The organism is Achromobacter sp. NFACC18-2 (assembly GCF_900108985.1).
Classification (GTDB): domain Bacteria; phylum Pseudomonadota; class Gammaproteobacteria; order Burkholderiales; family Burkholderiaceae_B; genus Achromobacter.
This window is the reverse complement of sequence record NZ_FNYM01000003.1, coordinates 245,491-272,257: the sequence shown is the minus strand read 5'-3', so window position 1 is coordinate 272,257 and position 26,767 is coordinate 245,491. Positions and strand designations below refer to the sequence as shown.

Genomic DNA, 26,767 nt, shown 5'->3' with positions numbered 1-26,767 from the left:
CTCCTGGTTCCAAAAAAAGGTCAACTACTGAGTCAATACGCGCCGCCGACGGGGTGGCGGGCTACAAAATGATCCGTACCGACCTGGACCAGCGGTTGCACCACCGGTTCATCGTTCAGTTTGCGGATCGGGCTGGGGATTTCATCGGACAGCAAGGTGCGCTTCATGTGGCGGCGCGCCGGATCGGCGATCGGCACGGCCGACATCAGCTTCTTGGTGTAGGGATGCTGCGGGTTCTCGAAGATCGCGCGGCGCGGGCCGATCTCGACAATCTGGCCCAGGTACATCACCGCCACGCGGTGGCTGACGCGCTCGACCACGGCCATGTCGTGCGAGATGAACAGGAACGAGATGCCCATGTCGCGCTGCAGGTCGATCAAGAGATTCACGATCTGCGCCTGGATCGACACGTCCAGCGCGGACACGGATTCGTCCGCGATCACGACCTTGGGGTTCAGGGCCAGGGCGCGCGCGATGCAGATGCGCTGGCGCTGGCCGCCCGAGAATTCGTGCGGGTAGCGCTGCGCCATTTCCGGCGGCAGGCCCACGCGTTCCAGCAGTTCGGCCACGCGGCGCTCGGCATCCTTGCCCTTGGCCACGCCGTGCACCAGCAGCGGCTCCATGATGGAGAAGCCCACGGTCACGCGCGGATCCAGCGAGGCGAACGGATCCTGGAACACGAACTGGATGTCGCGGCGCAGGGATTGCAGCTCGGTGTTCTTCAGGCGCACGATGTCGCGGCCGCCGAAGCGGATCTCGCCGCCCTGGCTGTCCACCAGGCGCAGCAGCGAACGGCCCGTCGTGGACTTGCCGCAGCCGGACTCGCCGACCAGCGACAGGGTCTCGCCGGGATACAGGTCGAAGCTGACCTTCTCCACGGCGTGCACGCGGCGCTGCACGCGGCTCATGATGCCGCCGCGCAGGTCAAAGCGCGTCACCAGGTTGCGCACGCTCAGGATGGGCTCGCGCTTGGCGGCGGGCACTTCCTGCGTGCTGGCCGCGCCGGCTTCGGCCACGGGCTGGACCTGGCCTTCGACCTGCAGCAGCGGGAAGCGCGCGGGCAGGTCCGTGCCCTGCATGGCGCCCAGCTTCGGCACGGCCGACAGCAGCGCCTTCGTGTAGGAATGCTGGGGCGCGGCGAACACCTGTTCGGACGGGCCTTCCTCGACCTTGTCGCCGCGGAACATCACCAACACGCGGTCGGCCACTTCGGCCACCACGCCCATGTCGTGGGTGATGAACACCACGCCCATGTGCATTTCTTCCTGCAGTTGGCGGATCAGTTGCAGGATCTGGGCCTGGATGGTCACGTCCAGCGCCGTGGTCGGCTCGTCCGCGATCAGCAGGGCCGGCTTGCACGCCAGCGCCATGGCGATCATGACGCGCTGGCGCATGCCGCCCGACAGTTGATGCGGATAGCGGTCCAGCACCGACTTGGCTTCGGGAATCCGGACCTGTTCCAGCATGCGCAGCGCTTCCGCGCGCGCCGCCGCCGCGTCCATGCCCTGGTGCTCGCGGATCGATTCGGCGATCTGGTCGCCGGCCGTGAACACCGGGTTCAAGGAGGTCATCGGCTCCTGGAAAATCATCGCCATGTCGGCGCCGCGCACGTTGCGCATGACACGCTGGTTGGCGTTGGCCAGATCGATCACGGAGCCGTTGCGCCGGCGCAGGGCCATCCTGCCCTGGGCGATGCGCCCGCCGCCGTGTTCCACCAGACGCATCAGCGCCAGCGACGTCACCGACTTGCCCGAACCCGATTCGCCCACGATGGCCAGGGTTTCGCCCCGGTCCACATGGAACGACAGATTGCGCACGGCTTCGACCGTGCGCTCGGAACCCACGAAGCGCACCGTCAGGTCGTCGACCTGGACCACGCGGTTATCCGGCAGCGCCAGGCTGTTTGCGCGATCAACCATCTCTTCTCATTCCCAAAATAAACCTACAGATCCAAACCGCCGCCGCTCATCGGTAGATGGCGGCCACCGGCTTCTCGCCTACGCGGGCGTAACCCCGGTACATGCCTTCCGTGTTGAACGGCAAGGCCACATTGCCCTGGGCGTCGACGGCCACCAGGCCGCCCTTGCCGCCGATGGTGGGCAGTTTTTCCATCACGACGCGGTCCGCCGCCGCTTCCAGCGAGGCGCCGCAGTATTCCATCTGGGCCGCGACGTCGTACGCGGCGACCATGCGGATGAACATTTCGCCCGTGCCGGTGGTGGACACGGCGCAGGTCTTGTTGCTGGCATAGGTGCCGGCGCCGATCAGGGGCGCATCGCCCACGCGGCCGACCTGCTTGTTGGTGATGCCGCCCGTGGACGTGGCGGCGGCCAGGTTGCCCTGGGCGTCGACGGCCACGGCGCCGACGGTGCCGAACTTCTTGTCGGCGTCCAGCGGATCGGCCGGCGCGGGCTGGCCGCGCGCGACCATGGCCTGGCCGTCGTGGTCCAGCACGGCGGCGTCCGGCGTTTCGCGCTGCACGCGCAGCAGCTGCTCGCGGCGGGCCTCGGTCGAAAAGTACGACGGGTCGACCAGTTCCACGCCTTCCTGGCGGGCGAACGTTTCGGCGCCCTCGCCGACGAAGAACACGTGCTTGCTGTTTTCCATGACCTTGCGCGCGGCAACGATCGGGTTGCGCACGCAGTTCACGTTGGCGATCGCGCCCGAGCGCAGCGTCGCGCCGTCCATGATGGCGGCGTCCAGCTCATGGGTGCCGGCGCTGGTGAACACGGCGCCGTGGCCCGCGTTGAACAACGGGCAGTCTTCAAGCAGGCGCACGGCCTCGGTGACGGCGTCCAGGGCGCTGCCGCCCTTGGCCAGCACGGCCTGGCCGGCGGTCAGGATGGACTCCAGGGCCGCGAGGTATTCCTGTTCTTTTTCGGGAGACATGGCCGCGCGGGACATCGCGCCGGCGCCACCGTGAATGGCAATCACGGGTTGAATCATCGTTTACCTACTCCATGGATGAGCCACGGCATCACGGACTGGGTGACCCCAGCGGCGGCCGCGACGGAATTCTTGGCCCGATAGGCCACCGCCGCGGACAGGGCTTCGATGAGCCCCAACGCGGCGGTTTCGGAATTGGGAATGAGCTGGCGTGCGGAGTACGCGTACAGCACGACGGAGGCGGTTGGCGCCAGCGGCGACGTGGGCTTGTCCGTCAACACCAGCACCGGCACGCCCGCCTGCTTGGCCGCGCCGGCCAGCGTCACGGTGTCGGCCAGGTAGCGCGGAAAGCCGATGGCGATGACCAGGTCCTTGCCCGTCATGCGCGACATCTGGCGCGCGGCGTGCGACACGCCGCCGGGACCGGCCAGCGATTCGACCGAATGCAGGTGCATGCACAGGCCGCGTTGCAGCAGGCCCGCGAGAAACCCGCTGGCCCCGAAACCGATGATGAAAACGCGCTCGGCGGCCAGGATCGCCTCGACCGCCTGCTCACAGGCGGCCGAATCCAGGGCCTGCAGGTTGCGCTGCGCGTTGCGGATGTCTTCTTCCAGCGTGGCGGCGAAGATCTGGACGGCGCTGGCGGAGTGCGCCAGTTCGGTGCGCAGCTTTTCGACGGGTTCCAGCGCGGCTTCGAAGCCGCGGGCCAGTTCGGCGCGGAATTGCGGGTAGCCCGGCAGATCCAGGGCGCGCGCAAAGCGGTTGGCCGTGGCGACCGACACGCCCACGGCTGCCGCGAATTCGTCGATGGTCATGGTGGCGACGCGGAACTGGTGCGCCAGCACGTACTCGGCCATCTTGTGCTGGGTCCGGCTCAGCGCGGGCTGGGCCCGGGCGATCCGATCAGCAATCGTAAGTACGGCCTTGTTCATCAAAACGGGGGGAAGTCGGAGGCGGGTTTATGTAAATCTGTTTACACGCAAATTTTAGTTAAGAAAATTGATTTTCATACTAAGGGTATACCCGTGATTAGTTGTAACAATCGCTCGGATTAAATCGGGGCCGGTTTGAGGTACGCTTGTTGCCCCCTTCATTTCCCGCTATCTGGAATGCCCGCATGCTGCCCGCCTGGACTTGCAAACCCCATGCCGACCTTACCCCCGCCGAGCTCTATGCCATCCTGCGGCTGCGTTCGGCGGTTTTCGTGGTGGAGCAGAACTGCGTGTTCCTGGACATGGACGGCAAGGACCTGCAAGGGCAGACCGAGCACCTGATGGCGTGGCGCGACGGCGAGCTGCTCGCGTATTGCCGCCTGCTGGAGCCAGCGTTGAACGACGGCCACGCCGTCATCGGACGGGTCATCACCGCCCCGGCTGCCCGCGGCACGGGCCTGGGCCACGAGCTCATGCGCCGCGCCAAAGTGGAAGTGGAGCGCCTCTGGCCCGGCCAGCCGGTCTACCTGGGCGCGCAGGCGCGGCTCAAGGGCTACTACGGCGGCCACGGCTTCGTGCCGGTCACCGAGGAATACATGGAAGACGGCATCCCGCACGTGGGCATGCTGCTGCGGGAGACCGCATAGCGGCGTGGCGCGGCCGCGCCGCAATGAAAAAGCGCCCCTCGCGGGGCGCCTTCGAATGGACGGCCGGCGGACTGCCGGCTGCCCCGGGGTTACTGAACCGCCGACACGTCCAGCTTCGCGCCGGTCTTGGACTTGATCTCGTCCACCGTCACGCCCGGCGCCGTTTCCAGCAATTTCAGGCCGTTTTCGGTGACTTCCATCACGCCCAGGTCGGTGATGATGAGGTCGACCACGCCCACGCCCGTGAGCGGCAGCGTGCACTCGGGCAGCAGCTTGATGTCTTCGGAGCCGTCCTTCTTCTTGGCCACATGCTCCATCAGCACGACCACGCGGCCGACACCGGCCACCAGGTCCATCGCGCCGCCCATGCCCTTGACCATCTTGCCCGGGATCATCCAGTTGGCCAAGTCGCCTTTTTCAGAGACCTGCATCGCGCCCAGGATGGCGAGGTTGATCTTGCCGCCGCGGATCATCGCGAACGAGTCGGCCGACGAGAAGATCGACGAGCCGGGCAGCGTCGTGACCGTCTGCTTGCCGGCGTTGATGAGGTCGGCGTCGACCTGATCGTCGGTGGGGAACGGGCCGATGCCGAGCAGGCCGTTTTCGGATTGCAGCCACACTTCCACGCCCTTGGGCACGTGGTTGGCGACCAGCGTGGGCAGGCCGATGCCCAGGTTCACATAAAAGCCGTCTTGCAGCTCGCGCGCGGCGCGCGCCGCCATTTCATCGCGGGACCATGCCATGTCGTCTTCTCCTTAGGCCGGGCGAGTGGTGCGTTGTTCGATGCGCTTTTCGGGCGTGGCGTTCAGCACGATCCGTTGCACATAGATGCCGGGCAGGTGGATCTGATCCGGGTCCAGGCTGCCGGTGTCGACGATTTCTTCGACTTCGACCACCGTGAACTTGCCCGCCATGGCGACGTTGGGATTGAAGTTGCGGGCCGTCTTGCGAAACACCAGGTTGCCGCTGCGGTCGGCGATGTGCGCCTTCACGAGCGACACGTCCGGCACCAGCGAACGTTCCATGACGTACTGATGGCCGTCGAACTCGCGGATTTCCTTGCCGTCGGCGACGATGGTGCCCACGCCGGTGCGGGTGAAGAACGCCGGAATGCCGGCGCCGCCCGCGCGCAGCTTTTCCGCCAGCGTGCCCTGGGGCGTGAATTCAAGCTCGAGTTCGCCCGACAGGTACTGGCGTTCGAATTCCTTGTTCTCGCCGACGTAGGACGCGATCATCTTGCGCACCTGGCGCGTATTGAGCAACTGGCCCAGGCCAAAGCCATCGACGCCCGCATTGTTGCTGATGCAGGTGAGATCCTTGACGCCCGAATCGCGCAGCGCGGCGATCAGCGCCTCGGGGATACCGCACAGGCCGAAACCGCCCACGGCGATCATCTGACCGTCCTTGACGATGCCTGCCAGCGCCTCCTGGGCGCTTGCATAAACCTTGTCCATCGCTCCAACTCCTAGTTAAGGTCGAACCAAAGTAAGCCTGCCCGCCGCTACCCGCGCACGGGTCCCGGAAAAATCGGGGAAATCGGGGCAGACCCAGTCTTTCCTTGGGGCGCGGCTGCTGGCGCTTGCCACACGGGCATCGCGGCTGGGCCCGATTTCCGTGGAACGGCTGCGCCGTGGGTGGCGCGCCCTCATTGCTTTTGTGATTTTGCGCTAGATTTTACCGGCATGTCCGGCCAAAGCACGCGCTATTTTGGCGGGGCCGCGCCCGCGCTGCCCGCGCGGCCCACGTGGATTACGCTGCCGCGGCGAATTGCGTGCCCAGTTGCGCCAGCACTTCCTGCGGCCACGGCGCGGACGTATTGGCTACGTAGTCCATCCAGACCAGGACGTTGCGGCCGCGGGCATAAGGGCCCACGTCATCGCCCACTTTCTCGAGCAGCAACTCGAATTCGGCGCTGGAACGGCCGATCCGCGTCACGGTGTGCGTGACCCGCACCGTGGCCGGATAGGTCAGCGGACGCAGGAAATCGCACGACGCATGCGCCAGGATAGCGCCATTGTCGGCGGGCAGCTCGAAACCCGCGCCATACAGGATCTGCATGCGGGCCTCTTCCATGAGTCGGAAATACAGCGTGTTGTTCAGATGGTTCAAAGCGTCTGAATCGCCCCAACGCAAAGGCAATTCGAGCTGATGGGTGTCGCCCACCGAAAGAAGCCGCGCCGACGGATTGTCCGGGTTCACCAATTACTCCTGAAGGCTAAAAGAAATGCGAAGGCATACAGGACCCTCGCCTGCAATACAATCGCCGATAATACTTCCAGCCAAATATGGAATACATACGGGGAGCTTTGCAAATGTCTGAACGCGAGTCGATGGAATATGACGTGGTCGTGGTTGGCGGTGGTCCCGCTGGCCTGGCCACCGCAATCCGTCTCAAGCAACTGGCCGCTGAGAAGAATCAGGAGATCGGCGTCTGCGTGCTCGAAAAGGGCGCGGAACTTGGCGCGCACATCCTGTCCGGCGCCGTCATGGACCCGCTGGCGCTGACCGAACTCATCCCCGACTGGAAAGAGAAAGGCGCGCCGCTGAACGTGCCCGTCACGCAGGACAAGTTCCTGTTCCTGTCCGAGACCGGCGCGCGCGCCACGCCGAACTGGCTGCTGCCGCAGTGCTTCCACAACGAGGGCAACTACATCGTCCGCCTGGGCGACGTCGTCAAATGGATGGGCGAGCAGGCCGAAGCGCTGGGCGTGGACATCTTCCCCGGCTTTGCCGCCGTCGAAGTGCTTTACGACGAGAACGGCGCCGTCCGCGGCGTGGCCACCGGCGACATGGGCGTGGCCCGCGACGGCAGCCACACCGACCACTACCAGCCCGGCATGGAACTGCATGCCCGCTACACGGTGTTCGGCGAAGGCGCGCGCGGCCAGCTCGGCCGCCAGCTCATCGAACGCTACAAGCTGGACGACGGCCGCAATCCGCAGTCCTACGGCATCGGCATCAAGGAAATGTGGGAAGTCGATCCGGCGCAGTCCAAGCCCGGCCTCGTGGTCCACACCGCCGGCTGGCCGCTGGACGCCGACACCTACGGCGGCTCGTTCCTCTATCACCTGGACAACAACCTGGTGGCCGTGGGCATGATCGTCGGCCTGGACTACGCCAACCCCTGGCTGTCGCCCTTCGACGAATTCCAGCGCTACAAGACGCACCCCGCCATCCGCGGCACCTTCGAAGGCGGCAAGCGCATCGCCTACGGCGCCCGCGCCATCACGGCGGGCGGGCTGCTGGCGCTGCCCAAGCTCACCTTCCCCGGCGGCGTGCTGGTCGGCTGCGAGGCCGGCTTCCTGAACGCCTCGCGCATCAAGGGCAGCCACGCCGCGATCAAGTCGGGCAAGCTGGCCGCCGAAGCCGCGTTCGATGCGCTCACCGCCGACCGCCGCCAGGATGAACTGACCGCCTATCCCAAGGCCTTCGAGTCGTCCTGGCTGCATGCCGAACTGAACAAGGCACGCAATTTCAAGCAGTGGTTCAAGAAGGGCCGCACCGTCGCCACGCTGATGACCGGCATCGAGCAACTGCTGCTCAAGGGCAAGATGCCCTGGACGCTGCGCCACAACAAGCCCGACCACGCCTGTCTGCAGCCGGCCTCGCAGTGCGCGCGCATCGACTACCCCAAGCCGGACGGCAAGCTCACGTTCGACAAGCTGAGCTCGGTGTTCATCTCCAACACCAACCACGACGAGAACGAACCTGTTCACCTGACCCTGAAGGATCCGTCCGTGCCGGTGAAGGTGAACCTGGCCAAGTACGGCGGCCCCGAAGCGCGCTATTGCCCGGCCGGCGTGTACGAGTTCGTCAAGGACGATCACGGCGAAGACCGCCTGCAGATCAACGCGCAGAACTGTGTGCACTGCAAGACCTGCGACATCAAGGACCCCACGCAGAACATCGTCTGGGTGGCGCCGCAGGGCGGCGAAGGGCCGGTCTACAGCGGCATGTAATTCCATCGGGCGCCCGCGCCCGGCCACAAGGCGCCCCGCGGGGCGCCTTTTTTCCGACCATCTGGAGCGACACCATGAGCGAACGCGTACTTCTCACCGGCTGCGGCGACCTGGGCCTGCGCGCGGCGCGGCGCTTGCTGGCGCGCGGCGCCGAGGTCCACGCCCTGCGCCGCCATCCGCCCGCCGGCGACACCAGCGGCATTCGATGGCTGCAGGGCGACATCACCCGTCCCGACACGCTGACGGCCCTGCCGCAAGGCGTGACCCGGCTGATCCATCTGCCCTCGCCCGGCGCGCGCGATCCGCAGGCCTACCGCGGCGTCTTCGTCGATGGCCTGGCCAATGTGCTCAAGGCGCTGGATGCGTCCCGTCTGGCCCGCATCGTCTTCGTGTCCTCCAGCGCGGTATACGGCGAGCATCATGGCGCCTGGGTGGACGAAGACACCCCGCCCGCGCCCCAGGGGTTCAATGGCCGCGTGCTGCTCGAGGCCGAGGCCGCGCTGGCGGCGCAGCCCGTCTCGTCCACGGCCCTGCGCCTTGCGGGCCTGTATGGACCCGGACGCCTGCAGCTCATCGAGCGTTTGCGCAGCGGCGCGGCGGGCGCGCCGGTGCAGCCTGAACATTGGGCCAACCGCATCCACATCGACGACGCGGCCGCCGCGGTGGTCCATCTGGCGCTGCTGCCTGACGTTGCGCCGGTGTATATCGGCTGCGACGACACGCCCCTGCCCCTGCACGTCCTGTATGCGGAACTGGCCAGGATGATCGGCGCCCCCGCGCCGCGCGTGGCGCTGGCGCCCGCCAACGTCGGCAGCAAGAAGCTCAGCAACGCCCGCCTGCGCGCCAGCGGCCTGACGCTGCACTGGCCCGATTCCCGCCTGGGCTACGCCGCCCTGCTGGCCGAAGGCGGCGCGGCGCAGGCATAGTTCGCCCGGCGCCGAATCGTTGTGGGCGGCGCAGGCAGATACTGACGGCCATCTTCACTGCCGGCCATTGCCATGCCCCCCGCCCATCCCCTGGACGCCGTCACCCACCCCGACCCCTATCCCTACTATGCCGCGCTGGCGCGCGACCGGCCGCTCTATCGGGACGGGGCGCTGGACCTGTGGGTCGCGGCGCATCCCGATAGCATCACCGCCATCCTGCGGCACCCCGCCGCCCGCGTGCGCCCCGTGGCGGAGCCGGTGCCGCGCGGCTTGTGCCCAGGGCCGGCGGCAGATTTGTTCGGCCGATTCGTCCGCATGAACGACAGCGCGGCGCATGCGCGATTGAAGGCGTTGCTGGCGGCATTCATCCAGCAGCAACGACAAGGCGAGGATGTACACGCCCCGCCTACGTGGCTACCTGCCGCGCCGCGCGATGCCGCCGGCATCGACCGCTACCTGTATGCCGCCCCCGTCCACGCGCAGGCCGCCTTGCTTGGCCTTGCGCCGTCCCTGCATGCCGATTGCGCGCACGACATCGTCACGTTCCTGGGCGCGGTGCACGTCAGTGCCAAAGCCAATACAAATGCCGCTGCCCGTGCGGAGGCCGACGCGACACGCATCCTCGCCGGCCAGGCCGCCGCCGCGCGCCTGCAGGCCCGCCTGGAGGACCACTTGTCCGGGCCGCAGGCCTCGCCCGCGCTGCGCAAGCTGGGCGCAGACGCGGCGCACGCCGGCATCGCGCCTGGCATGGTGGCGGCCAATCTGGCCGGCCTGCTGTTCCAATCCTGCGAGGCGGGCGCGGGGCTGCTGGGCAACGCGCTCGTCATGGCGGGACGCCGTGGCCCGCAAACCCCGGCCACCCGCAGGCACGCCCTTGCCCTGATCGACGAGGTGTTACGGCGCGATCCGCCCCTGCACAACACCCGGCGTTTCATGGCCGAGCCCGTCGAGATCGACGGGCAGCGCATCGAGGCCGGCCAGGCTGTCCTGCTTGTGCTCGCGGCCGCGGCCATGGCCGAACCGGACGCGGGCTGGATCTTCGGCGCGCAGCGCCATGCCTGCCCGGGCGCAGTGCCGGCCAGAAACCATGCCGCCGACGCGCTCCTGCACGTGCTGGGCGCGGGCGTGGATGCGGCCGCGCTGGCGGCGCGATTCCGCTATCGCCCCTTGCCCAACGCGCGCATCCCCCAGTTCGATTTTCAAGAGGAGACCCACCCATGATCGCCGTGATTTTCGAGGTCGAGCCCGCCCATGGCGACCCCGCCCCTTATCTGGACATCGCCGCCAGCCTGATCGACGAATTGCGCACCATCGACGGCTTCATTTCCGTCGAACGCTTCCAGAGCCTGTCCGCGCCCGGCAAGCTGCTGTCGTTATCGTTCTGGCGCGATGAGGCCGCGGTGCTGCGCTGGCGTTCGCTGGAATCGCACCGCCGCGCGCAGGAGGCCGGCCGCGGCGGCGTGTTCCAGAACTACCGCCTGCGCGTCGCGCAGGTGTTGCGCGACTACGGCATGGCGCAGCGCGACGAGGCGCCCGTCGACAGCCGCCAGCGCCACGGCTGACGGGCAACGGCTGCCGGGCCCCCGACCGCGCCAGCCGGTCCGTCCGGCGGTTAGCCCATCAACCGGGCCACTGCCTGGACCACGCGCCGCACGTCGTCGGTCGACACGTCCAGGTGCGTCACCAGGCGCGTCGGGCCGCCATAGACGGCGCGCATCAGGATGTCTTCCCGCGCGAGGGCCGCGGTCAGCGCCTCGCAGCGCGACGGCTCGAATTCCGCGAACACCATGTTGGTGTCCTGGCTCAGCACCTTGACGCCGGGAATGGACTGCAAGCCTTCGGCCAGCAGGCGCGCGTTGTCGTGGTCCTGGGCCAGCCGGTCCACGTTGTGCTCCAGCGCATACAGGCAGGCGGCCGCCAGCACGCCGGACTGGCGCAGACCGCCGCCCAGCATCTTGCGCCAGCGCCGGGCGCGCGCGATCAGTTCTTCGCTTCCGACCAGCACCGATCCCACCGGCGCGCCCAGGCCCTTCGAAAAGCAGATCGACACCGAGTCGAACGGCTGGCACAAATCCGCCACCGGCTTGCCGCTGGCCACTGCCGCATTGAACACGCGGGCGCCGTCCAGGTGCGTGGAAAGGCCCTGCTCGCGCGCCCAGGACGTCGCGGCCTGGATGTAGGCGGCCGGGATCAGCTTGCCGTGGAAGGTGTTCTCCAGCGCCAGCAGGCGCGTGCGCGCAAAGTGCGGATCGCCGGCGGGCTTGAGCGCCGCGGCCAGCTTTTCCAGCGGCAGGGAACCGTCCGGCGCATGCTCGATGGGCTGCGGCTGGATGCTGCCCAGCACCGCCGCCCCGCCGCCTTCGTATTTATAGGTGTGCGCAAGCTGGCCCACGAGGTATTCGTCGCCCCGTTCGCAATGCGCCATCAGGGCCGCCAGGTTGCTTTGCGTGCCCGACGGAAAGAACAGGCCCGCTGCCTTGCCGGTGCGTTCGGCCAGCGCCTTCTGCAGGCGGATCACGGTGGGGTCGTCGCCCATCACGTCGTCGCCCAGCGGGGCGCTGGCCATCGCCTGCAACATGCCGGCGCCGGGCCGGGTGACGGTATCGCTACGCAGATCGATCATGAAAATATTCCAGGTAGAGGGAAAGTCGGATGTCGGCCGGATCAGTCGGCGCGCGCCGCAGGCGCTGCGCGGCTCACGACAAAGATGCCAGCCAGGATCAGCGCCATGCCGCCCAGCTCCACGGGCGTGGGCCGTTCGGACAGGATCGCCCACGCCAGCAGCATGGCGACCACGGGCACGCCCAGGCTGGACAGGCCGGCGATGGATGCGGGCACCCGGAGCACGACCTGCAGCCACAGCAGCCAGCCCGCCGCGGTCGCGATCAGCACAATGTAGGTCATGCCGGTCCAAAGCTGCCAGCCCCATTGGGCGGTCATCTGCGGCACCAGGTAGGCCACCGGCACCATGACCAGGCCGCCGAACAGCATCTGCCACGCGGTGAAGGTCATCACGTCGGGCGCGTGGCGGTCGAACATGCGCTTGGACAGCACCGTGCCCACGCCCCAGCACAGGCCGCTGCCCAGGCCCAGCAGCACGGTACGGATGTCGCCAAGTCCGTTCCAGGGCTCGACGAAACAGACGAGGCCGACGGCGGCCAACGCGATGCCGGCCGCGTGCCGGGCGGTGGGCCGTTCGCCCAGCAGCCACCAGGCAAACAGAACCACCCAGAAGGGCATGGTGTAAGCCATGAGCGACACCTTGCCCACCCCGCCCGACACCAGCGCCGTCTGCACGAAGCCCTGGAAGCCGGCGGTCTGCGTCAGGCCGATCAGCAGGGTCAGCTTCCACGGCGGCATCGACAGCGGCCGATGCGTGACAAACGCCAGCAGGAAGAGCACCAGGCTGCCCGTCACGTAGCGCAGCGCCACGAAATCGAAGGGCCCGATGTACGGCACGATCAGCTTCATCGCGATCCAGCTTCCCGCCCAGACCAGGATGGTGCTGAACATCAGGGCAAGCCCTGCGCGATCGAAACTGCTGCTCACGGGTGCGGCTCCGTAGGAAGAAATCGGGAATCAGGAATCGGGGATCAGGAAAGACTACGCCCGTGCCGCATCATGCCGGCACGGGCGTAGACATTATGCGCCTGTCGCGCTGCAGCGGCCGGAGGAATCCGGCCGGCTGCGATCACAGCGGCTTGGAGAGCTGCTCCAGGATGGCGGGATTTTCAAGCGTGGACACGTCCTGCGTGATCTCTTCGCCCTTGGCGACCACGCGCAGCAGGCGGCGCATGATCTTGCCCGAACGGGTCTTGGGCAAGTTGTCGCCAAAGCGGATGTCCTTGGGCTTGGCGATGGGGCCGATCTCGCGGGCCACCCAGTCGCGCAACTGCTTGGCAATGGCCTGGGCCTCTTCGCCTTCCGGACGCGAACGCTTGAGCACCACGAAGGCCACGACGGCTTCGCCGGTGGTGTCGTCGGGACGCCCCACCACCGCGGCCTCGGCCACCATTTCATGCGCGACCAGCGCGGATTCGACTTCCATCGTGCCCAGGCGATGGCCCGAGACGTTCAGGACGTCGTCGATGCGGCCCATGATCCAGAAATAGCCGTCCGCGTCGCGCTGCGCGCCGTCGCCCGCCAGGTAGTAACCGCGCAGTTCCGGCGGGAAATAGCTTTTCTTGAAGCGCTCCGGGTCGCCCCAGATGTTGCGGATCATGGCGGGCCACGGGCGCTTGATGACCAGGAATCCGCCGTTGCCCTTTTCGACGTCGCCGCCGGTTTCATCGACGATGGCGGCGGCGATGCCCGGCAGGGGCAGCGTGCACGAGCCCGGCTTGGTGGGCGTGGCGCCGGGCAGCGGCGTGATCATGTGCCCGCCGGTTTCGGTTTGCCACCACGTGTCCACGATGGGGCAGCGCTCGCGGCCGACGTTCTTGTGATACCAGATCCAGGCTTCGGGATTGATGGGCTCGCCCACCGTGCCGATGATGCGCAGGGAGTCCAGGTCGTAGTTCTGCGGATGCGATTGCGGCGTGGCCTCGGCCGCCTTGATCAGCGAGCGGATCGCCGTGGGCGCCGTGTAGAACGTGGTGACCTTGTGGCGCGCGATCATGTCCCAGAAACGGCCGGCGTTCGGGTAGGTGGGCACGCCTTCGAAGACGATCTGCGTCAGGCCCGCGGCGAGCGGACCGTAGGTGATGTACGTGTGGCCCGTGACCCAGCCCACGTCGGCCGTGCACCAGTAGACGTCGTCCTTGCGCGCATCGAAGGTCCATTTGACGGTCAGCAGCGCCCACAGCAGATAGCCCGCGGACGAGTGCTGCACGCCCTTGGGCTTGCCGGTGGAACCGGACGTGTACAGGATGAACAGCGGATGCTCGGCGTTGACCGGGACCGGTTCGCAGGTGTCGGGCTGACCGGCTTCGACGTCGTGCATCCAGAGGTCGCGGTTGTCGTTCCATTGCACCTTGCCGCCCGTGCGGCGGTACACGACGACCTTGGTGACGGCCTCGCAGCCGCCCATGGCGATGGCTTCTTCCACGGCGGGCTTGAGCGGAATGGTCTTGCCGCCGCGCACCTGTTCATCGGCGGTGATGACGAGCGATGCGCCCACGTCGACGATGCGCTCCTGCAGGCTTTTGGCCGAGAAGCCGCCGAACACCACCGAGTGCGTCACGCCCAGGCGCGCGCAGGCCTGCATGGCCACGACGGCTTCGATGGACATGGGCATGTAGATGATGGCGCGGTCGCCCTTCTTGTAGCCCAGCGCGGCCAGTCCGTTGGCGAAGCGGCACACGCGCGCCAGCAATTCGCGGTAGGTGACCTTGTCGACCTTGCCGTCGTCGGATTCGAAGATGATGGCGGTCTTGTCGGCGTTGCCGTTGGTCAGGTGCACGTCCAGGCAGTTGGCCGAGACGTTCAGCTCGCCGTCGCCGAACCAGCGGTAGAACGGCGCATCGGATTCGTCCAGGACCTGGGTGAAGGGCTTGGTCCATTGCAGGTTGTCGCGCGCCTGCCCCGCCCAGAATCCGTCGAAGTCGTTCTCGACCTGCGCGCACAGCGCGTTGTAGGCGTCCATGCTGGGAATCGCGGCGCCCTGCGCGGCGCGCTCGGGCGGCGGAAACACGCGGTTTTCCACCAGTACGGACTGAATAGCGTTCGACATGATCTTGTCTCCAATAGGTGATTCTGTTGTTTATGCTGCTTTTTTATTACCCATCTGCAACCGTATCGCCGCGCTCTTACGGGCACCTTACGCAAAATGCGGGCCGGAGCCCGCGGCGTGGCGCGCCGCGGCGGCGCCGGACCTGGGCAGGAAGACGCCATGAGGCATCCGCCAGGCAGCATGCACAAGCCTGCGCCGCGCCGCCGCGTTGCCGACCCGCAGGTCGGTTCAGCCGCGACGCAAGGCAGCCCATAAGGATAGCAGCCGCCGCAGCCTGGGCGAATACCGCATTCAGGCGGTCCGGCGCGCCAGGCCGCGATGCATGTCCACGCGCGACAATAGGACCAGTCCTCCGACGAAGAACAGCCCCGTCACGAGGATGGCCAGGCGATGATTGCCGTGCGTGGCCCAGGTGACCAGCCCGTAGGTCAACGGGCCGATCACCGCGGCAAGCTGCACCGCAAAGGTCCACAGCGAATAGAACTCGGCCAGCCGGCCCGCGGGGGCAAGCGCCCCGGTCATCGCGCGGCCCGCGCTCTGCGTGGTGCCCATGCACAACCCGGCCAGCGCGGCGGCAATCCAGAACACCGGCGCCGTCACGGCCGCGTAGGCCACCAGCACCATCACGATCCACCCGACCAGCGTGATGGCCAGCGCCGGCTTGTGGCCGATGCGGTCCTGCACGTAGCCGAACGAAAACGCCCCCGCCGCCGCGCCGATGTTCACCGTGAACACCAGCAGCATGATCTGCGGCGTGGTGAAGCCCATGACTTCCGACGCATACACCGCGGCCAACGTGATGACGACGGAGATGCCGGCCTGGTAGCACGCGATGCACATCAGCAGGCGCCGGAATTCCGGAAAGTGCAGGCCGGTCTCACGCCAGGCAAACGCCAGCCGCCTGAGCATGTGCAGCGCGGCCGGATTGCCGGACTTCGGTTTGGCGCGTTCGCGCAGCAGGAAGAACGAGGGCAACGCGGCCAGGGCGAACACCGTCGCGGTGACCACGATGACCCACGGCACGAAGTGTTCGGCCGTCGCGCCGCGCGCCTCGGCCAGCGTCACCACGACGAGCGACAGGCCCAGCGTGAGCATGCCGCCGCAATAGCCGAAGCTCCAGCCCCAACCCGAAACGCGCCCCAGTGCCTGCGGCTTGGCGAGTTCGGGCAGAAAGGCCGCGACCACGGACTCGCCCACGCAATAGCAGTAGTTCGACACGACGATGGCCGCGAGCGCCAGCCACACGTCTCCCGGCCCGGCCTGTGTGAGCACCAGCGTGGCCGCCACGCAGCCGGTCGTGCTGGTGTAGAGCAGCCGGCGCTTGCTGGCCCGCGCATCCGCGCGTGCGCCCAGCGTGGGCATCGTCAGCATGATGAGCAGGTAGGACAGCGACAGCGCCGCGGTCCATGCCAGCGTGGCCCACGGGGCGCGCCCGCCCACCACACCGACGAAATAGGTGCTGAAGACCGCCGTGAGGATCACGGTGGTGTAGCCGGAGTTCGCGAAGTCGTACATGGCCCAGGCCCAGACTTCGCGCCGGGTCACACCCGGGTTCAGCGGACTGTCGTCCGCCGCCCGGGAGTCCTGCGCGGAAACGCCGGCCGGCGTTTCCGGCGGCAGCGCCTGGCTCATAGGCCCAGCGCGGCGATGCCTGCTTGCGCGATCTGCACGTCCTCGGTCGACTTCACGCCCGAGACGCCCACCGCGCCGACGACCTGGCCGTCGGCCACGACCGGCACGCCGCCCTCGAGCATGCCTTCGATCAGCGGCGCCGACAGGAACGAGTAGCGGCCGTTGTTGATGAGCTCTTCATAGACGCGCGACTCGCGGCGGCCCAGCGCGGCCGTCTTGGCCTTGGCGGGCGCGATGTGCGACGAGATGGGCGCCGCGTCGTCCAGGCGCAGCATGCCCAGCAGATGGCCGCCATCGTCGGTCACGGCGATGGTGACGGCCCATTTGTTCTGCAAGGCGTGTGCTTCGGCCGCGGCCAGGATCTTTTTGACGTCGTCGGCGCTCAGCACGGGTTTGGTTTTCATTGCAGTGACTCCTTGATCTGTTCGAGGGCGTTGGGGTCTTCCATGGTGGTCAGGTCGCCGGGATCGCGCGACTCGCACACCGCGACGATCGCGCGGCGCAGCACCTTGCCGGAACGGGTCTTGGGCAGGGCGCCCACGAACCGGATCCTGGCCGGCCTTGCCACCGCCCCAAGCTGTTCTTCCACCAGCCGCATGATATCGCCTTCCAGCCGCTTTGCCGCTTCCGGCGTATCGGCGCCGGCGGGATTCTTCAACACGGCGAAGGCCATGGCGACCTGCCCCTTGAGCGGATCGGCCACGCCCACCACCGCGCATTCCGCGATTCCACTGTGGCTGTTGACCGACTCCTCGATTTCGCGCGTGCCGAGCCGGTGGCCCGCCACATTGATCACGTCGTCCGTGCGGCCGAGGATGAACCAGTAGCCGTCCGCGTCCACCCGCCCCCAGTCGAAGGTGGAATACACCTGCCGATCCGGGATGGCCGTGAAATAGGTCTGCACGAAGCGCTCGTCGTCGCCCCAGATGGTGGACATCGCGCCGGGCGGCAGCGGGGGCACGATGGCGACCACGCCCTTCTGGTCGGGGCCCAGGTCTTCGCCGGTGGACTCGCTGACGATGCGGACGTCGAATCCATAGACGGGAAACGAAGGGCTGCCGAACCGGGTCGGCACTTTTTCGACGCCGGGCTGGGCCGACAGGATCGGCCAGCCGGACTCCGTCTGCCAGTAATTGTCGATGATGGGCTTGCCCAGCCCTTCGGAAATCCATTGCGCCGTCGGCTCGTCCAGCGGCTCGCCGGCCAGATAGACGGCGCGCAGCGTGGACAGGTCATGCCGCTGGAGCAGCGCCGGATCCTGGCGCTTGAGGACGCGCACGGCCGTGGGCGCCGAAAAAAGCGTGTTCACGCCGTATTGCTCGACCAGTTTCCAGAGGATCGCGCCGTCCGGGCGCACCGGCGTGCCCTCGTAGAGGATGGTCGACTGCCCGCCGATCAGCGGCCCGTAGACGATGTAGGAATGCCCCACCACCCAGCCGATGTCGCTGGTGCAGAAGTACGTGTCGCCGGGACGGCCATCGAACAGGTATTCCATGGACGAGGCCAGCGCCACCGCATAACCGCCGGTATCGCGCTGCACGCCCTTGGGCCGGCCCGTGGTGCCGGAGGTGTACAGGATGTAGCTGGGCTCGGACGATTCAAGCCATTCGACCGGCACGTGCGCGCCGCGGTGACGTTCGCGCAAGGTGGCGTAGTCCAGGTCGCGTCCCGCCACCGGCTCGAACGGCGACAGGCCGCGGTCGAACACCACCACCGACGCGGGCGGCGATTTGGCCAGGCTGAGCGCGCGGTCCAGAAGCGGCTTGTAGGCCACGACCTTGCCGGCCCGCGACCCGCCGTCGGTGCAGACCACCACCTTGGGCGCGGCGTCGTCGATGCGCTGCGCAAGATTCACGGACGCAAAGCCGCCGAACACCACGGAGTGGACGGCGCCGATGCGCGCGCAGGCCAGCATGGTGAACACCGCTTCCGGCACCATCGGCATGTAGAGCAGGACGCGGTCGCCGCGCCCTACCCCGAGTTCCCGCAGCATCGCGGCGGCGGCATTCACTTCTTCGTAGACGTCCTGCCGGGTGTAGACCTGCTCGCGGTCCACTTCGGTGGACACCCAGATGAGCGCGGGGCTGTCCGCCTGGGTGGGCAGCCAGCGGTCGACCGCGTTGTAGCAAAGATTGGTCCGACCGCCTACGAACCACTTGGCGAATGGCGGCCGGGAGAAATCCAGCACAGACTCGAAAGGCGTCTCCCAATGGATGCGGCTGGCTTCCTCGCGCCAGAACGCGTCACGGTCATGAACCGAGCGATAGTGGAAATCCCGGGTTCTTTGCATGGTTGTCTCCTGGTATTGTTCATACGCCTTAAGGCTGATTGATTTGTTGTCAAATCTTTTCGGTCATTCTGGTAGGCAAACCTTGCACGAGGCTTGCCGCAAGTCAAAAAATTCTTCCAGATGTCCACGCTGCATGGATATTTAGGGCCGTTACATCACGAATCGGCCTTGAAAGTTTGGTAGAATCCCCGCGAAGTTGCACATAATTGTTGAATTTGCTGACATTTCGGCCCCATCCGCGGCTAATGCGCGGGTTGTTGCCGTCTTCAGTGATTCATCCCCAGGCGAATGCATCGACACTCCATACTCGCGCGATTCAATTCAACCACTGGCCATGCAAAGCGCGGTTTGCGCCTGCTCGCGTTGGTTGCGTGCGTCGCGGGTGTGGCCGGTTGTGCAAGCAATAGCCAAAAGTCAACCGCCCATTCGTCCGAGATCGATCCCTACGAGATGGAATGGGTCGCCACCGCCGATGACCCGATCGGCATGCTGGTGGTGCAGAAATTCAAGCGTGAACGCCAACGCAACCTTGCCGGCGTCTCCAGCGACAACGCCATGGTCAGCGAGGCCCTGAACCACCTGGGCATCCGCTACCGCTTCGGCGGCAGTTCCCCCGACACCGGTTTCGACTGCAGCGGCCTGGTGGCCTACTCGGCCGAACGCGGGCTGGGCCTGAAGCTGCCGCGCAATGCCGCGGAAATCGCGCGCCAAGGCGTGGCCGTCGCCAAAAATGAGCTCAAGGCCGGCGATCTCGTCTTCTTCAACACGATGGGCCGCCGCTATTCCCACGTAGGCATCTACCTGGGCGACGACCGCTTCGTGCATTCCCCCAGCGCCGGCGGCGTGGTGCGTGTCGAAAACATGACCATGGCCTACTGGAGCAAACGCTACAACGGCGCCCGCCGCCTGGACAACACCTTGATGGCGTCGGCTCGCGCGGCAAACTGACCGCCCCGCCCTTCGCCGGCATCTTCGCACGCAGCGCACCCGGCGCACCATCCTCCAAAAATGCAAAACGCCGCCAGACGATCCCGTCCGGCGGCGTTTTTATTTTTTCTCTTCGCGGCGTTTCAGGCCGCAGGCCGTATCGGCCTCCCCAGTTCTTCGTGAATGCGCGGCAAGACGCGTTCCGTCAATGTACCGTGCCGGCGCGCGGGCAAAGGCCGCACTGCTGCAGGGCTTGCTGCATGCTGCACACCGAGCGGCGACAAGCCACGACCCGGATGCCGCCGCGCTGCGCCGCGTTGCGGAAGGTCTTCATGACGTTGTGGCCGAGGAAATCGGTCAGCAGGATGACCAGTTGCGTGCCCGAGGGCAGTTGCAAGGTCTTCTTTTGATGCGAGGGATCACGACCGCTGATGTGGTGCGTGATCGAAATGTTGTGTCCCTTGAGCAGATCGGGAATATTGCCGAGGCGGTCGGCGCCCACTACCACTGCACTAAGTCCTGCCGTCATGATGTACCTCACTGGGTCGTTGAGCCTGGATGTAATGATAATGATTCCTATTTTTTCGTCAACTTAAATGAGACCAGTTCTTATTTAATTATTTTTATGAGATGACGCCAGGGGATAGCCGGCAGGGCCCTCGCGCTGGGCCGGGGCAAAAAAAACGCGACGTCATCGAGACGTCGCGCATGGGGCGGCGCAGGCAGTTGGGACCGCCCTACTTGGGCACGCCTTGCACGGCGTCGGTGACCACGGCCCGGGTCAGCGACGGCGCCAGCATCTCCAGGAAGGTGTAGACGTAGTCGCGCAGGAACACGCCGGCCTTCACGCCCACGCGGGTGGTGTGCGTGCCGAACAGGTGCCCCACCGGCAGACCGACCAGATTCGAATCGCGGCGCGGGTCGTAGGCGACGCCGGCGATGATGCCGATGCCCAGGCCCACGTCCACATAGGTTTTGATCACGTCGGCGTCGATGGCTTCGAGCACGATGTCCGGATGGATGCCCTGGTTGGCGAAAATCTCGTCGATCGTGCTGCGGCCGGTGAAGGCGCGGTCATAGGTAACGATGGGATATTCGGCCAGTTGCGCCAGCGACAGGCGCTTGGCCGCGCTGGAGGTCAGCTCGGCAAGCGGGTGGTCCGGACGCACGACCACAGTGTGTTCCCACGCATAGACGGGCAAGGTGGCCAGGCCCGGCGTCAGGGCCAGCGATTCGGTCGCCAGCGCCAGATCGGCCTGTTCATGCAGCACCATTTCGGCAAGCTGGGCCGGACTGCCCTCGGCCAGCGACAGGTGGACCTTCGGGAATTGCTTGCGGAATGCGGGGATCACACGCGGCAGCAGATAGCGCGCCTGGGTGTGGGTGCAAGCAATGACCAGTCCGCCTTCGTCACGGCGCGCGAATTCGTCGCTGACCTTTTTCAGGTTGTCGACCTCGCGCATGATGCGGTCGATCACCTGGGACACGGCGAGGCCGGGCTTGGTCAGCCCCTTGATGCGTTTGCCGTGCCGCTCGAAGATCTTGATGCCCAGCTCGTCTTCGAATTCGATGATGGCCTTGGACACGCCCGGCTGCGAGGTATAGAGCATCCGGGCGGCTTCGGTCAGGTTGAAGTCGCGCCGGATGGTTTCACGCACGAAACGAAATTGCTGGAGGTTCATTAATCGGCCCCTGATAGACGGGCCAATTATAAGTAATAAGAACGCCTTGCTATATGAATTATTCGTATAAGCTTAGGAGCAAGGCGTCCCTCCTTTTAGCGCATCGAGATCGTGGTGTTGACCGTCTTGGCATGCGCCGACCAGCGCGCCGTCACGGTCTTGGTCTGCGTCCAGAATTGCACCGCCTGCTTGCCGTTCGGACCCAGGTCGCCCAGCTTGGAGCCGCGCGAACCCGTGAAGCTGAACCACGCCACCGGCACTGGAATGGGGACGTTGATGCCGACCTGGCCCACATCGATGTTGTTCTGGAAGTAGCGCGCCGCGCCCCCGTCCTGCGTAAACAGGGCAACGCCGTTGCCGTTGGGGTTGCGGTTGATGAACGCCACCGCGTCTTCCAGCGTCTCGACGCCGACGCAGCACAGGACCGGTCCGAAGATTTCCTCGGTGTAGATGGTCATGTCTTCGGCCACCGCATCGAACACGGTCGGACCCACGAAATTGCCCGACTCAAAGCCCGACACCTTGAGGTTTCGGCCATCGAGCAGCAGCTTGGCGCCTTCGTCCACGCCCTTCTGGATCAGGCTTTCGACGCGCTTCTTGGCGTTGGGCGACACCAGGGGCCCGAGATCGGCTTCGCGATCCGTGCCGACGTTGACCTTGAGCTTCTTGGCGCGCTCGACGAAGTCGGGCAGCCAGTTGCGGGCCTCGCCCACCAGCACGGCCACCGACGAGGCCATGCAGCGCTGGCCGGCCGCGCCGAAGGCGGCGCCCAGCAACTGGTTCAGCGCCACTTCCGGATCGGCGTCCGGCAGGATCACGCAGTGGTTCTTGGCGCCCATCATGGACTGGCAGCGCTTGCCGGCGGCGGAGGCGCGGTTGTAGATCTCGGTGCCCACGCGGGTCGAGCCGATGAACGACACCGCCTTGATGTCCGGATGCTCGCACAGGCCGTTGGCCGTCTCGGGGCCGCCGTGCACGACGTTCAGCACGCCCGGCGGCAGGCCGGCTTCCAGCGCCAGCTGGGCCAGGAACAGCGAGGACGTCGGATCCTGCTCGGACGGCTTGAGCACGAAGGTATTGCCGCAGGCCACGGCGATCGGGAACATGAAGCACGGCAGCATCACCGGGAAGTTGAACGCGGTGATGCCCGCGCACACGCCCAGCGGCTGGATCAGGGTGTAGACGTCGATGCCGGACGCGGCGTTTTCGGCGTATTCACCCAACTGCAGGTTGGCGATGGAGCACGCATGCTCGACCACTTCCAGGCCGCGGCCGACTTCGCCTTCGGCGTCGGGCAGCGTCTTGCCGTGCTCGCGGGTGATCATCTCGGCCAGCTTGCCGGTGTTGGCGCGCAGCAGCTCCTGGAACTTCAGCATGACGCGCATCCGCGCGCCCTGCCCGCTGTTGCGCCAGGTTTTGAAAGCCTCCTTGGCGTTGGAGACGGCCAGGTTCAGTTCTTCGCGCGTGGCGAAGGGCACCTTGGCGACGACCTCCTGGGTGGCGGGGTTGATCACGTCTCGCCATTCGGTGGTTTTGGACTGTACGAGCTTGCCGCCGATCAGTAGCGGGACGCGCGGGACTTCACTCATTTTGATGCTCCTCACACTGCGTAGTCGATGCGGATGGACATCCGCGTTCTTGGATCTTGCGGCGCCCCGGCGCCGCGGCCGGGGCGCGCGCAGACTATTTCTTCACCAGCGGGCAGGTGGAGTCGGCCAGGGGCTGGAAGGCTTCTGCCGCCGGGATGGTGGCCACGAGCTTCGAGTAGTCCCAGCCGCCCTTGGAGTCCGCGGGCTTCTTGACTTCATACAGGTACATGTCGTGAATGACCCGGCCATCGGGACGGATCGACGCATTGCGCATGATCGGATCCTTGATGGGCAGGTCACGCATCTTGTCGGCCACCACCTTGCCATCGGTGCTGTTGGCGGCGGCCACGGCGCGCAGGTAATGCAGCACGCTGGAATACACGCCGGCCTGCGTCATGGTGGGCTTCAGGCCGCGGAACGCCTTTTCGAAGCGCGAAGACCATTCGCGCGACGCATCGTCGTAATCCCAGTAAAAGCCGTCCACATAAGACAGGCCCTGCGCGTTTTCCAGGCCGAGCGCACGCAGGTCGGACAGGAAGATCAGCAGCGACACGAGCCGCTGGCCGCCCGCCACGATGCCGAACTCGCGCGCCTGCTTGACGGCGTTCACGGTGTCCTGGCCGCCATTGGCCAGCGCCACCACCTGCGCCTTGGAACTTTGCGCCTGCAGCAGGTAGGACGCGAAGTCCGGCGCGTTCAGGGGATGGCGCACGTTGCCGGCCACGGTGCCGCCCAGCGCCTGCACGGCCTTGACGGTGTCGGCTTCCAGCGAATGGCCGAAGGCGTAATCGACGGTGATGAAGAACCAGGACTTGCCGCCCGCCCGGACAGTGGCCTTGGCGCCGCCCGCCGACTGCGAGTACGTGTCGAACATCCAGTGAAAGCCGACCGGCGAGCATTCCTTGTTGGTCAACGCCGTGGTGGCGGGACCGGAGAACATCACGACCTTGTTCTTTTCCCGGGCGATGCCTTGCACGGCCAGCGCCACGGCGGAATTGGTCAGGTCGGCGATGGCGGTGACGCCGTCGCGGTCGAACCATTCGCGCGCCCGGGCGGCGCCGACGTCCGCCTTGTTCTGGTTGTCCGCGGACACCAGGTCGATCTTCATGCCCTTGCACTCCGCGGCCAGGCAGTCGTCGATGGCCAACTGCGCCGCCGCGACCGAGCCCGCTCCCCCCATCCCGGCATAGGTGCCGGACATGTCCGTCAGAATGCCGATCTTCACTGGCGGCTTGTCCGCCGCGAGGGCTTGCCCAAGCAATCCGGCGCCCAGACACAAGCCTGCGGCGAGCCCGCGTGCGTGCAATTTCATGGATTTGTCTCCTGAGTATTTATGCGCTGAGTGTTAGCGTTATGGCGCCGTCTTTGCGGCCTGCGGTCCCAGGGCTTAGCCCAAGGCCAGCCGATCCAGTGTAGATGTGTGAAAATCAACAAGCAACACCAGAAATGCACATTCCTTGTGCATCCATGCACATACCAACATCGCCTCTTGCGCGTTGCGTCGCCAGGGGCTGGAGCGCCGGATCTTGCTTGATTGGGACAGTCTGCGATATTTCCTGGAAGTGGCCCGCACCCAGCGCGTCAGCGCGGCGGCGCGCAAGCTCGGCGTCGAACACACCACCGTATCGCGCCGCATCCGCGCGCTCGAAACGGAACTGGACACCCTGCTTTTCGAAAAATCCCGCAGCGCGGGTTTCGTGCTGACGGACGACGGCCAGCGGCTGTTCGTCCACGCCGAGCAGATGGAAAGCGTGGTGCATACCGCGCGCGAAAACCTGTCCGGGATCGGGCAGGCGCTATCGGGGCACCTGCGCATCGGCGCCACCGAAGGTTTCGGCAGCTACGTGCTGACGCCGCTTGCCGCGGACTTCCAGCGGCGCTATCCGCACATCACGCTGGACATCCTGCCCGTGCCGCGCTTTGTCAGCCTGTCCAAGCGCGAAGCGGACCTGGCCATCACCATCGAGCGCCCGCAGCGCGGGCCTTATGTGTGCAGCAAGCTGTGCGACTACACGCTGCGCCTGTACGGCACGCCGGGCTACCTGGCCAAGCACGCCCCCATCAACGAGCGCGCGGACCTCGCGGACCACACCTTCATCGGGTATGTGGACGAGCTGCTGTTCAGTGAACGCCTGCGCTACCTGGAGGACGTGCTGCCCGCCAGCAAGGTGGTGTTGCGCAGCACGAGCGTGGTGGCCCAGTATCACGCGGCGCTGCAGGGACAGTCGCTCGCGATCCTGCCCTGCTTCATCGCGGCGCAGGACCCCAGGCTCAAACCCGTGCTGGAGGACGAGATCGCGATCACGCGCTCGTTCTGGATGTATTGCCACGAAGACCTGCGCAAACTCAAGCGCGTGACCGCGCTGTGGGAGTTCATCCGCAAATCGGTGTTGAAGAACGCCGACCTGCTGGCAGGCCGGCGCGGAACGATGAAGTATCTGCCCTGAAAGACGGCGCCCAGCGTTCTCCGCAAGGCGCCGTTTCGCTATGCGGCGTTCTTGGGCGCCTTGACGCGCAGGCGGCGCATCAGCAGGAAGGCGGTCAGCAGCGCGACCGCGCCGTGGATTGCCCACACGCCCAGCCCGAAGCTGAGCTTGCCGCTGGAGATCCAGGCGCGCGACAGGTTGATCAGGTTCATATAGAGCAACCCGACCAGGCCGGCGATGAGCAGGTCCCCCGAGCGGCCCAGCCGCGGATTCACCGCGCCAAGCGGAATGGCCAGCAATGCCAGGTTCAGCGCCGCCAGCGGCAGCGAGATCCGCCACATGACCTGCGACCAGCTGCTGTCGGTGTTGTCTTCGATGAGCTGCGGCGTGGAACGCGCCTTGGACGAGCGTTCCGCGGCGGCGCGGGCTTCGGCCACCGGGTCGCCGCCGGACTTGCTTTCGAGGCGCACGCCGTATTTTTCGAAATGCACCAGGCGCAACTCCGGGGTGCCCGGCTTCAGGTCGTAGCGGTGGCCTTCGCCCAGCACCAGGAAGCGGTCGCCATTGGGCAGGGTCTCGCTGTGCGCGCTGCTGGCGGTCAGCACGCTGAGCCATTCGGGGCCGATCTCGCGCGCGAACACGTTGCCGAGTTCGTCGCTGGGATTGACGGGGTCTTCCGCGAAGAACACGCGGTTGCCGCCGGAGGATTCGGCGAACTGCCCGGCTGTGACCTTGGACAGGTCGGAGCGCTGTTCGAAGCGCTCGTGGTATTCGCCGATCTGGCGATAGGCCCAGGGCGAGGCCACCAGCGTCAGGCCCGCCACCGCGATCGCGACAGGAACGGCCACGCGCAGCACGGGCTTGAGCCAATCGGCCAGCGACAGGCCGCTGGCAAACCACACCACCATTTCCGATTCACGGTAATTGCGGGTGACGGTGGTGAGCACGGCGATGAAGATCGAGACCGCCAGGATGGTCGGCAGCGCGGTGATGGTCGAGAGCGCGGCCAGCACCACGACCACGTCGGCTCCGATGTTGCCTCCCGCGGCCTCGCCGAGCAGGCGCACGAGAAGCACGCTGAGCCACACGACGAGCAACGTGGAAAAGACAACGCCAGCGTGACTGGTGATCTCGCTGACGACAGAGCGTTTGAATAGAGACATGGGAGAATATGCGGGATAATCGACCGCATCATACACA

General features: G+C 66.3%; 24 protein-coding genes. 7 read left to right on the top strand and 17 right to left on the bottom strand.

Annotated features, from left to right (window positions below):
• Positions 1-32: 32 nt before the first annotated feature.
• Genes BMW75_RS06140 through BMW75_RS06130 form a run of 3 tightly spaced genes read right to left on the bottom strand, consistent with a single transcriptional unit; the run spans position 33 to position 3,818 of the window.
• Positions 33-1,919 (bottom strand): dipeptide ABC transporter ATP-binding protein, encoded by a 1,887-nt coding sequence (locus tag BMW75_RS06140; protein WP_076519422.1) that lies wholly within the window; start codon positions 1,917-1,919, stop codon positions 33-35.
• Positions 1,920-1,965: 46 nt separating this feature from the next.
• Positions 1,966-2,946, bottom strand: coding sequence for an isoaspartyl peptidase/L-asparaginase family protein (locus tag BMW75_RS06135; RefSeq protein WP_092577866.1), 981 nt, complete (start codon positions 2,944-2,946; stop codon positions 1,966-1,968).
• Complete coding sequence (locus BMW75_RS06130; RefSeq protein ID WP_076519420.1) at positions 2,943-3,818, bottom strand: MurR/RpiR family transcriptional regulator; 876 nt, start codon at positions 3,816-3,818, stop codon at positions 2,943-2,945. The genes BMW75_RS06135 and BMW75_RS06130 overlap by 4 nt, the downstream gene beginning before the upstream one ends.
• A 188-nt stretch (positions 3,819-4,006) precedes the next feature.
• Between BMW75_RS06130 and BMW75_RS06125 the strand changes: the two genes are divergently transcribed.
• The gene (locus BMW75_RS06125) at positions 4,007-4,465 is read left to right on the top strand and encodes a GNAT family N-acetyltransferase (RefSeq protein ID WP_092578060.1); all 459 of its coding nucleotides are present in this window, start codon (positions 4,007-4,009) and stop codon (positions 4,463-4,465) included.
• Between the two features lie 89 nt (positions 4,466-4,554).
• On the opposite strand, the gene BMW75_RS06120 is transcribed toward BMW75_RS06125, so the two are convergent.
• The 3 genes from BMW75_RS06120 to BMW75_RS06110 form a co-directional block, all read right to left on the bottom strand.
• A complete protein-coding gene (locus BMW75_RS06120) occupies positions 4,555-5,208 on the bottom strand; it encodes a CoA transferase subunit B (protein ID WP_076519418.1) in 654 nt (217 codons plus the stop codon).
• A 12-nt stretch (positions 5,209-5,220) separates the two neighbouring features.
• Positions 5,221-5,919 carry a CoA transferase subunit A gene (locus BMW75_RS06115; protein WP_076519417.1) on the bottom strand — a complete coding sequence of 233 codons (699 nt, stop codon included), beginning with the start codon at positions 5,917-5,919 and terminating at the stop codon, positions 5,221-5,223.
• A gap of 295 nt (positions 5,920-6,214) precedes the next feature.
• On the bottom strand, positions 6,215-6,664 hold the full coding sequence (locus tag BMW75_RS06110) for an acyl-CoA thioesterase (protein WP_092577865.1): 450 nt from the start codon (positions 6,662-6,664) through the stop codon (positions 6,215-6,217).
• A 113-nt stretch (positions 6,665-6,777) separates the two neighbouring features.
• Between BMW75_RS06110 and BMW75_RS06105 the strand changes: the two genes are divergently transcribed.
• The 4 genes from BMW75_RS06105 to BMW75_RS06090 all read left to right on the top strand — a co-directional run bounded on the left by BMW75_RS06105 (position 6,778) and on the right by BMW75_RS06090 (position 10,912).
• The gene (locus tag BMW75_RS06105; protein ID WP_175493107.1) at positions 6,778-8,424 is read left to right on the top strand and encodes an electron transfer flavoprotein-ubiquinone oxidoreductase; all 1,647 of its coding nucleotides are present in this window, start codon (positions 6,778-6,780) and stop codon (positions 8,422-8,424) included.
• Positions 8,425-8,498: 74 nt separating this feature from the next.
• Positions 8,499-9,350 carry an NAD-dependent epimerase/dehydratase family protein gene (locus tag BMW75_RS06100; RefSeq protein ID WP_092577864.1) on the top strand — a complete coding sequence of 284 codons (852 nt, stop codon included), beginning with the start codon at positions 8,499-8,501 and terminating at the stop codon, positions 9,348-9,350.
• Positions 9,351-9,422: 72 nt separating this feature from the next.
• A complete protein-coding gene (locus BMW75_RS06095) occupies positions 9,423-10,571 on the top strand; it encodes a cytochrome P450 family protein (protein ID WP_092577862.1) in 1,149 nt (382 codons plus the stop codon).
• Positions 10,568-10,912 (top strand): antibiotic biosynthesis monooxygenase family protein, encoded by a 345-nt coding sequence (locus BMW75_RS06090; RefSeq protein WP_092577860.1) that lies wholly within the window; start codon positions 10,568-10,570, stop codon positions 10,910-10,912. The genes BMW75_RS06095 and BMW75_RS06090 overlap by 4 nt, the downstream gene beginning before the upstream one ends.
• A 50-nt stretch (positions 10,913-10,962) precedes the next feature.
• Here the strand turns inward: BMW75_RS06090 and ltaE are convergent, their stop codons facing one another.
• The 6 genes from ltaE to BMW75_RS06060 form a co-directional block, all read right to left on the bottom strand.
• Positions 10,963-11,973, bottom strand: a complete 1,011-nt coding sequence (gene ltaE, locus BMW75_RS06085) for a low-specificity L-threonine aldolase (protein ID WP_092577858.1) — start codon at positions 11,971-11,973, stop codon at positions 10,963-10,965.
• Between the two features lie 41 nt (positions 11,974-12,014).
• A complete protein-coding gene (locus tag BMW75_RS06080; protein ID WP_092577857.1) occupies positions 12,015-12,863 on the bottom strand; it encodes a DMT family transporter in 849 nt (282 codons plus the stop codon).
• Between the two features lie 178 nt (positions 12,864-13,041).
• The gene (acs, locus tag BMW75_RS06075; RefSeq protein ID WP_092577855.1) at positions 13,042-15,021 is read right to left on the bottom strand and encodes an acetate--CoA ligase; all 1,980 of its coding nucleotides are present in this window, start codon (positions 15,019-15,021) and stop codon (positions 13,042-13,044) included.
• A 291-nt stretch (positions 15,022-15,312) separates the two neighbouring features.
• On the bottom strand, positions 15,313-16,653 hold the full coding sequence (locus tag BMW75_RS06070; RefSeq protein WP_092577853.1) for an MFS transporter: 1,341 nt from the start codon (positions 16,651-16,653) through the stop codon (positions 15,313-15,315).
• Entirely contained in the window at positions 16,650-17,057 is a 408-nt protein-coding gene (locus BMW75_RS06065) for a heme-binding protein (protein ID WP_076519407.1), read from the bottom strand. Before BMW75_RS06065 ends, BMW75_RS06070 begins: the two co-directional genes overlap by 4 nt.
• Positions 17,054-18,982: a propionate--CoA ligase gene (locus tag BMW75_RS06060; protein WP_256381714.1), complete on the bottom strand. Its 1,929-nt coding sequence runs from the start codon at positions 18,980-18,982 to the stop codon at positions 17,054-17,056. The genes BMW75_RS06065 and BMW75_RS06060 overlap by 4 nt, the downstream gene beginning before the upstream one ends.
• A 249-nt stretch (positions 18,983-19,231) precedes the next feature.
• On the opposite strand from BMW75_RS06060, the gene BMW75_RS06055 reads away from it, so the two are divergent.
• Complete coding sequence (locus BMW75_RS06055) at positions 19,232-19,891, top strand: C40 family peptidase (RefSeq protein ID WP_175493106.1); 660 nt, start codon at positions 19,232-19,234, stop codon at positions 19,889-19,891.
• Positions 19,892-20,075: 184 nt separating this feature from the next.
• Here the strand turns inward: BMW75_RS06055 and BMW75_RS06050 are convergent, their stop codons facing one another.
• The 4 genes from BMW75_RS06050 to BMW75_RS06035 all read right to left on the bottom strand — a co-directional run bounded on the left by BMW75_RS06050 (position 20,076) and on the right by BMW75_RS06035 (position 24,453).
• A complete protein-coding gene (locus BMW75_RS06050; protein WP_035212827.1) occupies positions 20,076-20,399 on the bottom strand; it encodes a DUF2325 domain-containing protein in 324 nt (107 codons plus the stop codon).
• A gap of 208 nt (positions 20,400-20,607) precedes the next feature.
• Positions 20,608-21,552, bottom strand: a complete 945-nt coding sequence (locus tag BMW75_RS06045) for a CysB family HTH-type transcriptional regulator (protein WP_076519404.1) — start codon at positions 21,550-21,552, stop codon at positions 20,608-20,610.
• A 95-nt stretch (positions 21,553-21,647) separates the two neighbouring features.
• Positions 21,648-23,141, bottom strand: a complete 1,494-nt coding sequence (locus BMW75_RS06040; RefSeq protein WP_092577848.1) for a CoA-acylating methylmalonate-semialdehyde dehydrogenase — start codon at positions 23,139-23,141, stop codon at positions 21,648-21,650.
• Positions 23,142-23,235: 94 nt separating this feature from the next.
• On the bottom strand, positions 23,236-24,453 hold the full coding sequence (locus BMW75_RS06035; RefSeq protein WP_092577847.1) for an ABC transporter substrate-binding protein: 1,218 nt from the start codon (positions 24,451-24,453) through the stop codon (positions 23,236-23,238).
• 214 nt (positions 24,454-24,667) lie between these two features.
• On the opposite strand from BMW75_RS06035, the gene BMW75_RS06030 reads away from it, so the two are divergent.
• On the top strand, positions 24,668-25,588 hold the full coding sequence (locus tag BMW75_RS06030; protein ID WP_076519401.1) for a LysR family transcriptional regulator: 921 nt from the start codon (positions 24,668-24,670) through the stop codon (positions 25,586-25,588).
• Positions 25,589-25,626: 38 nt separating this feature from the next.
• Here BMW75_RS06030 and lptF read toward each other — a convergent pair whose 3' ends face one another.
• Positions 25,627-26,730, bottom strand: coding sequence for an LPS export ABC transporter permease LptF (gene lptF / locus BMW75_RS06025; protein WP_092577845.1), 1,104 nt, complete (start codon positions 26,728-26,730; stop codon positions 25,627-25,629).
• Between the last annotated feature and the right edge of the window lie 37 nt (positions 26,731-26,767).

Bases quoted from the DNA above. Each gene is read 5' to 3' on its own strand.
- BMW75_RS06140 (WP_076519422.1), bottom strand. From the start codon at position 1,919: ATGGTTGATCGCGCAAACAGCCTGGCGCTGCCGGATAACCGCGTGGTC.
- BMW75_RS06135 (WP_092577866.1), bottom strand. From the start codon at position 2,946: ATGATTCAACCCGTGATTGCCATTCACGGTGGCGCCGGCGCGATGTCC.
- BMW75_RS06130 (WP_076519420.1), bottom strand. From the start codon at position 3,818: ATGAACAAGGCCGTACTTACGATTGCTGATCGGATCGCCCGGGCCCAG.
- BMW75_RS06120 (WP_076519418.1), bottom strand. From the start codon at position 5,208: ATGGCATGGTCCCGCGATGAAATGGCGGCGCGCGCCGCGCGCGAGCTG.
- BMW75_RS06115 (WP_076519417.1), bottom strand. From the start codon at position 5,919: ATGGACAAGGTTTATGCAAGCGCCCAGGAGGCGCTGGCAGGCATCGTC.
- BMW75_RS06105 (WP_175493107.1), top strand. From the start codon at position 6,778: ATGTCTGAACGCGAGTCGATGGAATATGACGTGGTCGTGGTTGGCGGT.
- BMW75_RS06100 (WP_092577864.1), top strand. From the start codon at position 8,499: ATGAGCGAACGCGTACTTCTCACCGGCTGCGGCGACCTGGGCCTGCGC.
- BMW75_RS06095 (WP_092577862.1), top strand. From the start codon at position 9,423: ATGCCCCCCGCCCATCCCCTGGACGCCGTCACCCACCCCGACCCCTAT.
- BMW75_RS06090 (WP_092577860.1), top strand. From the start codon at position 10,568: ATGATCGCCGTGATTTTCGAGGTCGAGCCCGCCCATGGCGACCCCGCC.
- ltaE (WP_092577858.1), bottom strand. From the start codon at position 11,973: ATGATCGATCTGCGTAGCGATACCGTCACCCGGCCCGGCGCCGGCATG.
- BMW75_RS06080 (WP_092577857.1), bottom strand. From the start codon at position 12,863: ATGTTCAGCACCATCCTGGTCTGGGCGGGAAGCTGGATCGCGATGAAG.
- acs (WP_092577855.1), bottom strand. From the start codon at position 15,021: ATGTCGAACGCTATTCAGTCCGTACTGGTGGAAAACCGCGTGTTTCCG.
- BMW75_RS06070 (WP_092577853.1), bottom strand. From the start codon at position 16,653: ATGAGCCAGGCGCTGCCGCCGGAAACGCCGGCCGGCGTTTCCGCGCAG.
- BMW75_RS06065 (WP_076519407.1), bottom strand. From the start codon at position 17,057: ATGAAAACCAAACCCGTGCTGAGCGCCGACGACGTCAAAAAGATCCTG.
- BMW75_RS06055 (WP_175493106.1), top strand. From the start codon at position 19,232: ATGCATCGACACTCCATACTCGCGCGATTCAATTCAACCACTGGCCAT.
- BMW75_RS06050 (WP_035212827.1), bottom strand. From the start codon at position 20,399: ATGACGGCAGGACTTAGTGCAGTGGTAGTGGGCGCCGACCGCCTCGGC.
- BMW75_RS06045 (WP_076519404.1), bottom strand. From the start codon at position 21,552: ATGAACCTCCAGCAATTTCGTTTCGTGCGTGAAACCATCCGGCGCGAC.
- BMW75_RS06040 (WP_092577848.1), bottom strand. From the start codon at position 23,141: ATGAGTGAAGTCCCGCGCGTCCCGCTACTGATCGGCGGCAAGCTCGTA.
- BMW75_RS06035 (WP_092577847.1), bottom strand. From the start codon at position 24,453: ATGAAATTGCACGCACGCGGGCTCGCCGCAGGCTTGTGTCTGGGCGCC.
- lptF (WP_092577845.1), bottom strand. From the start codon at position 26,730: ATGTCTCTATTCAAACGCTCTGTCGTCAGCGAGATCACCAGTCACGCT.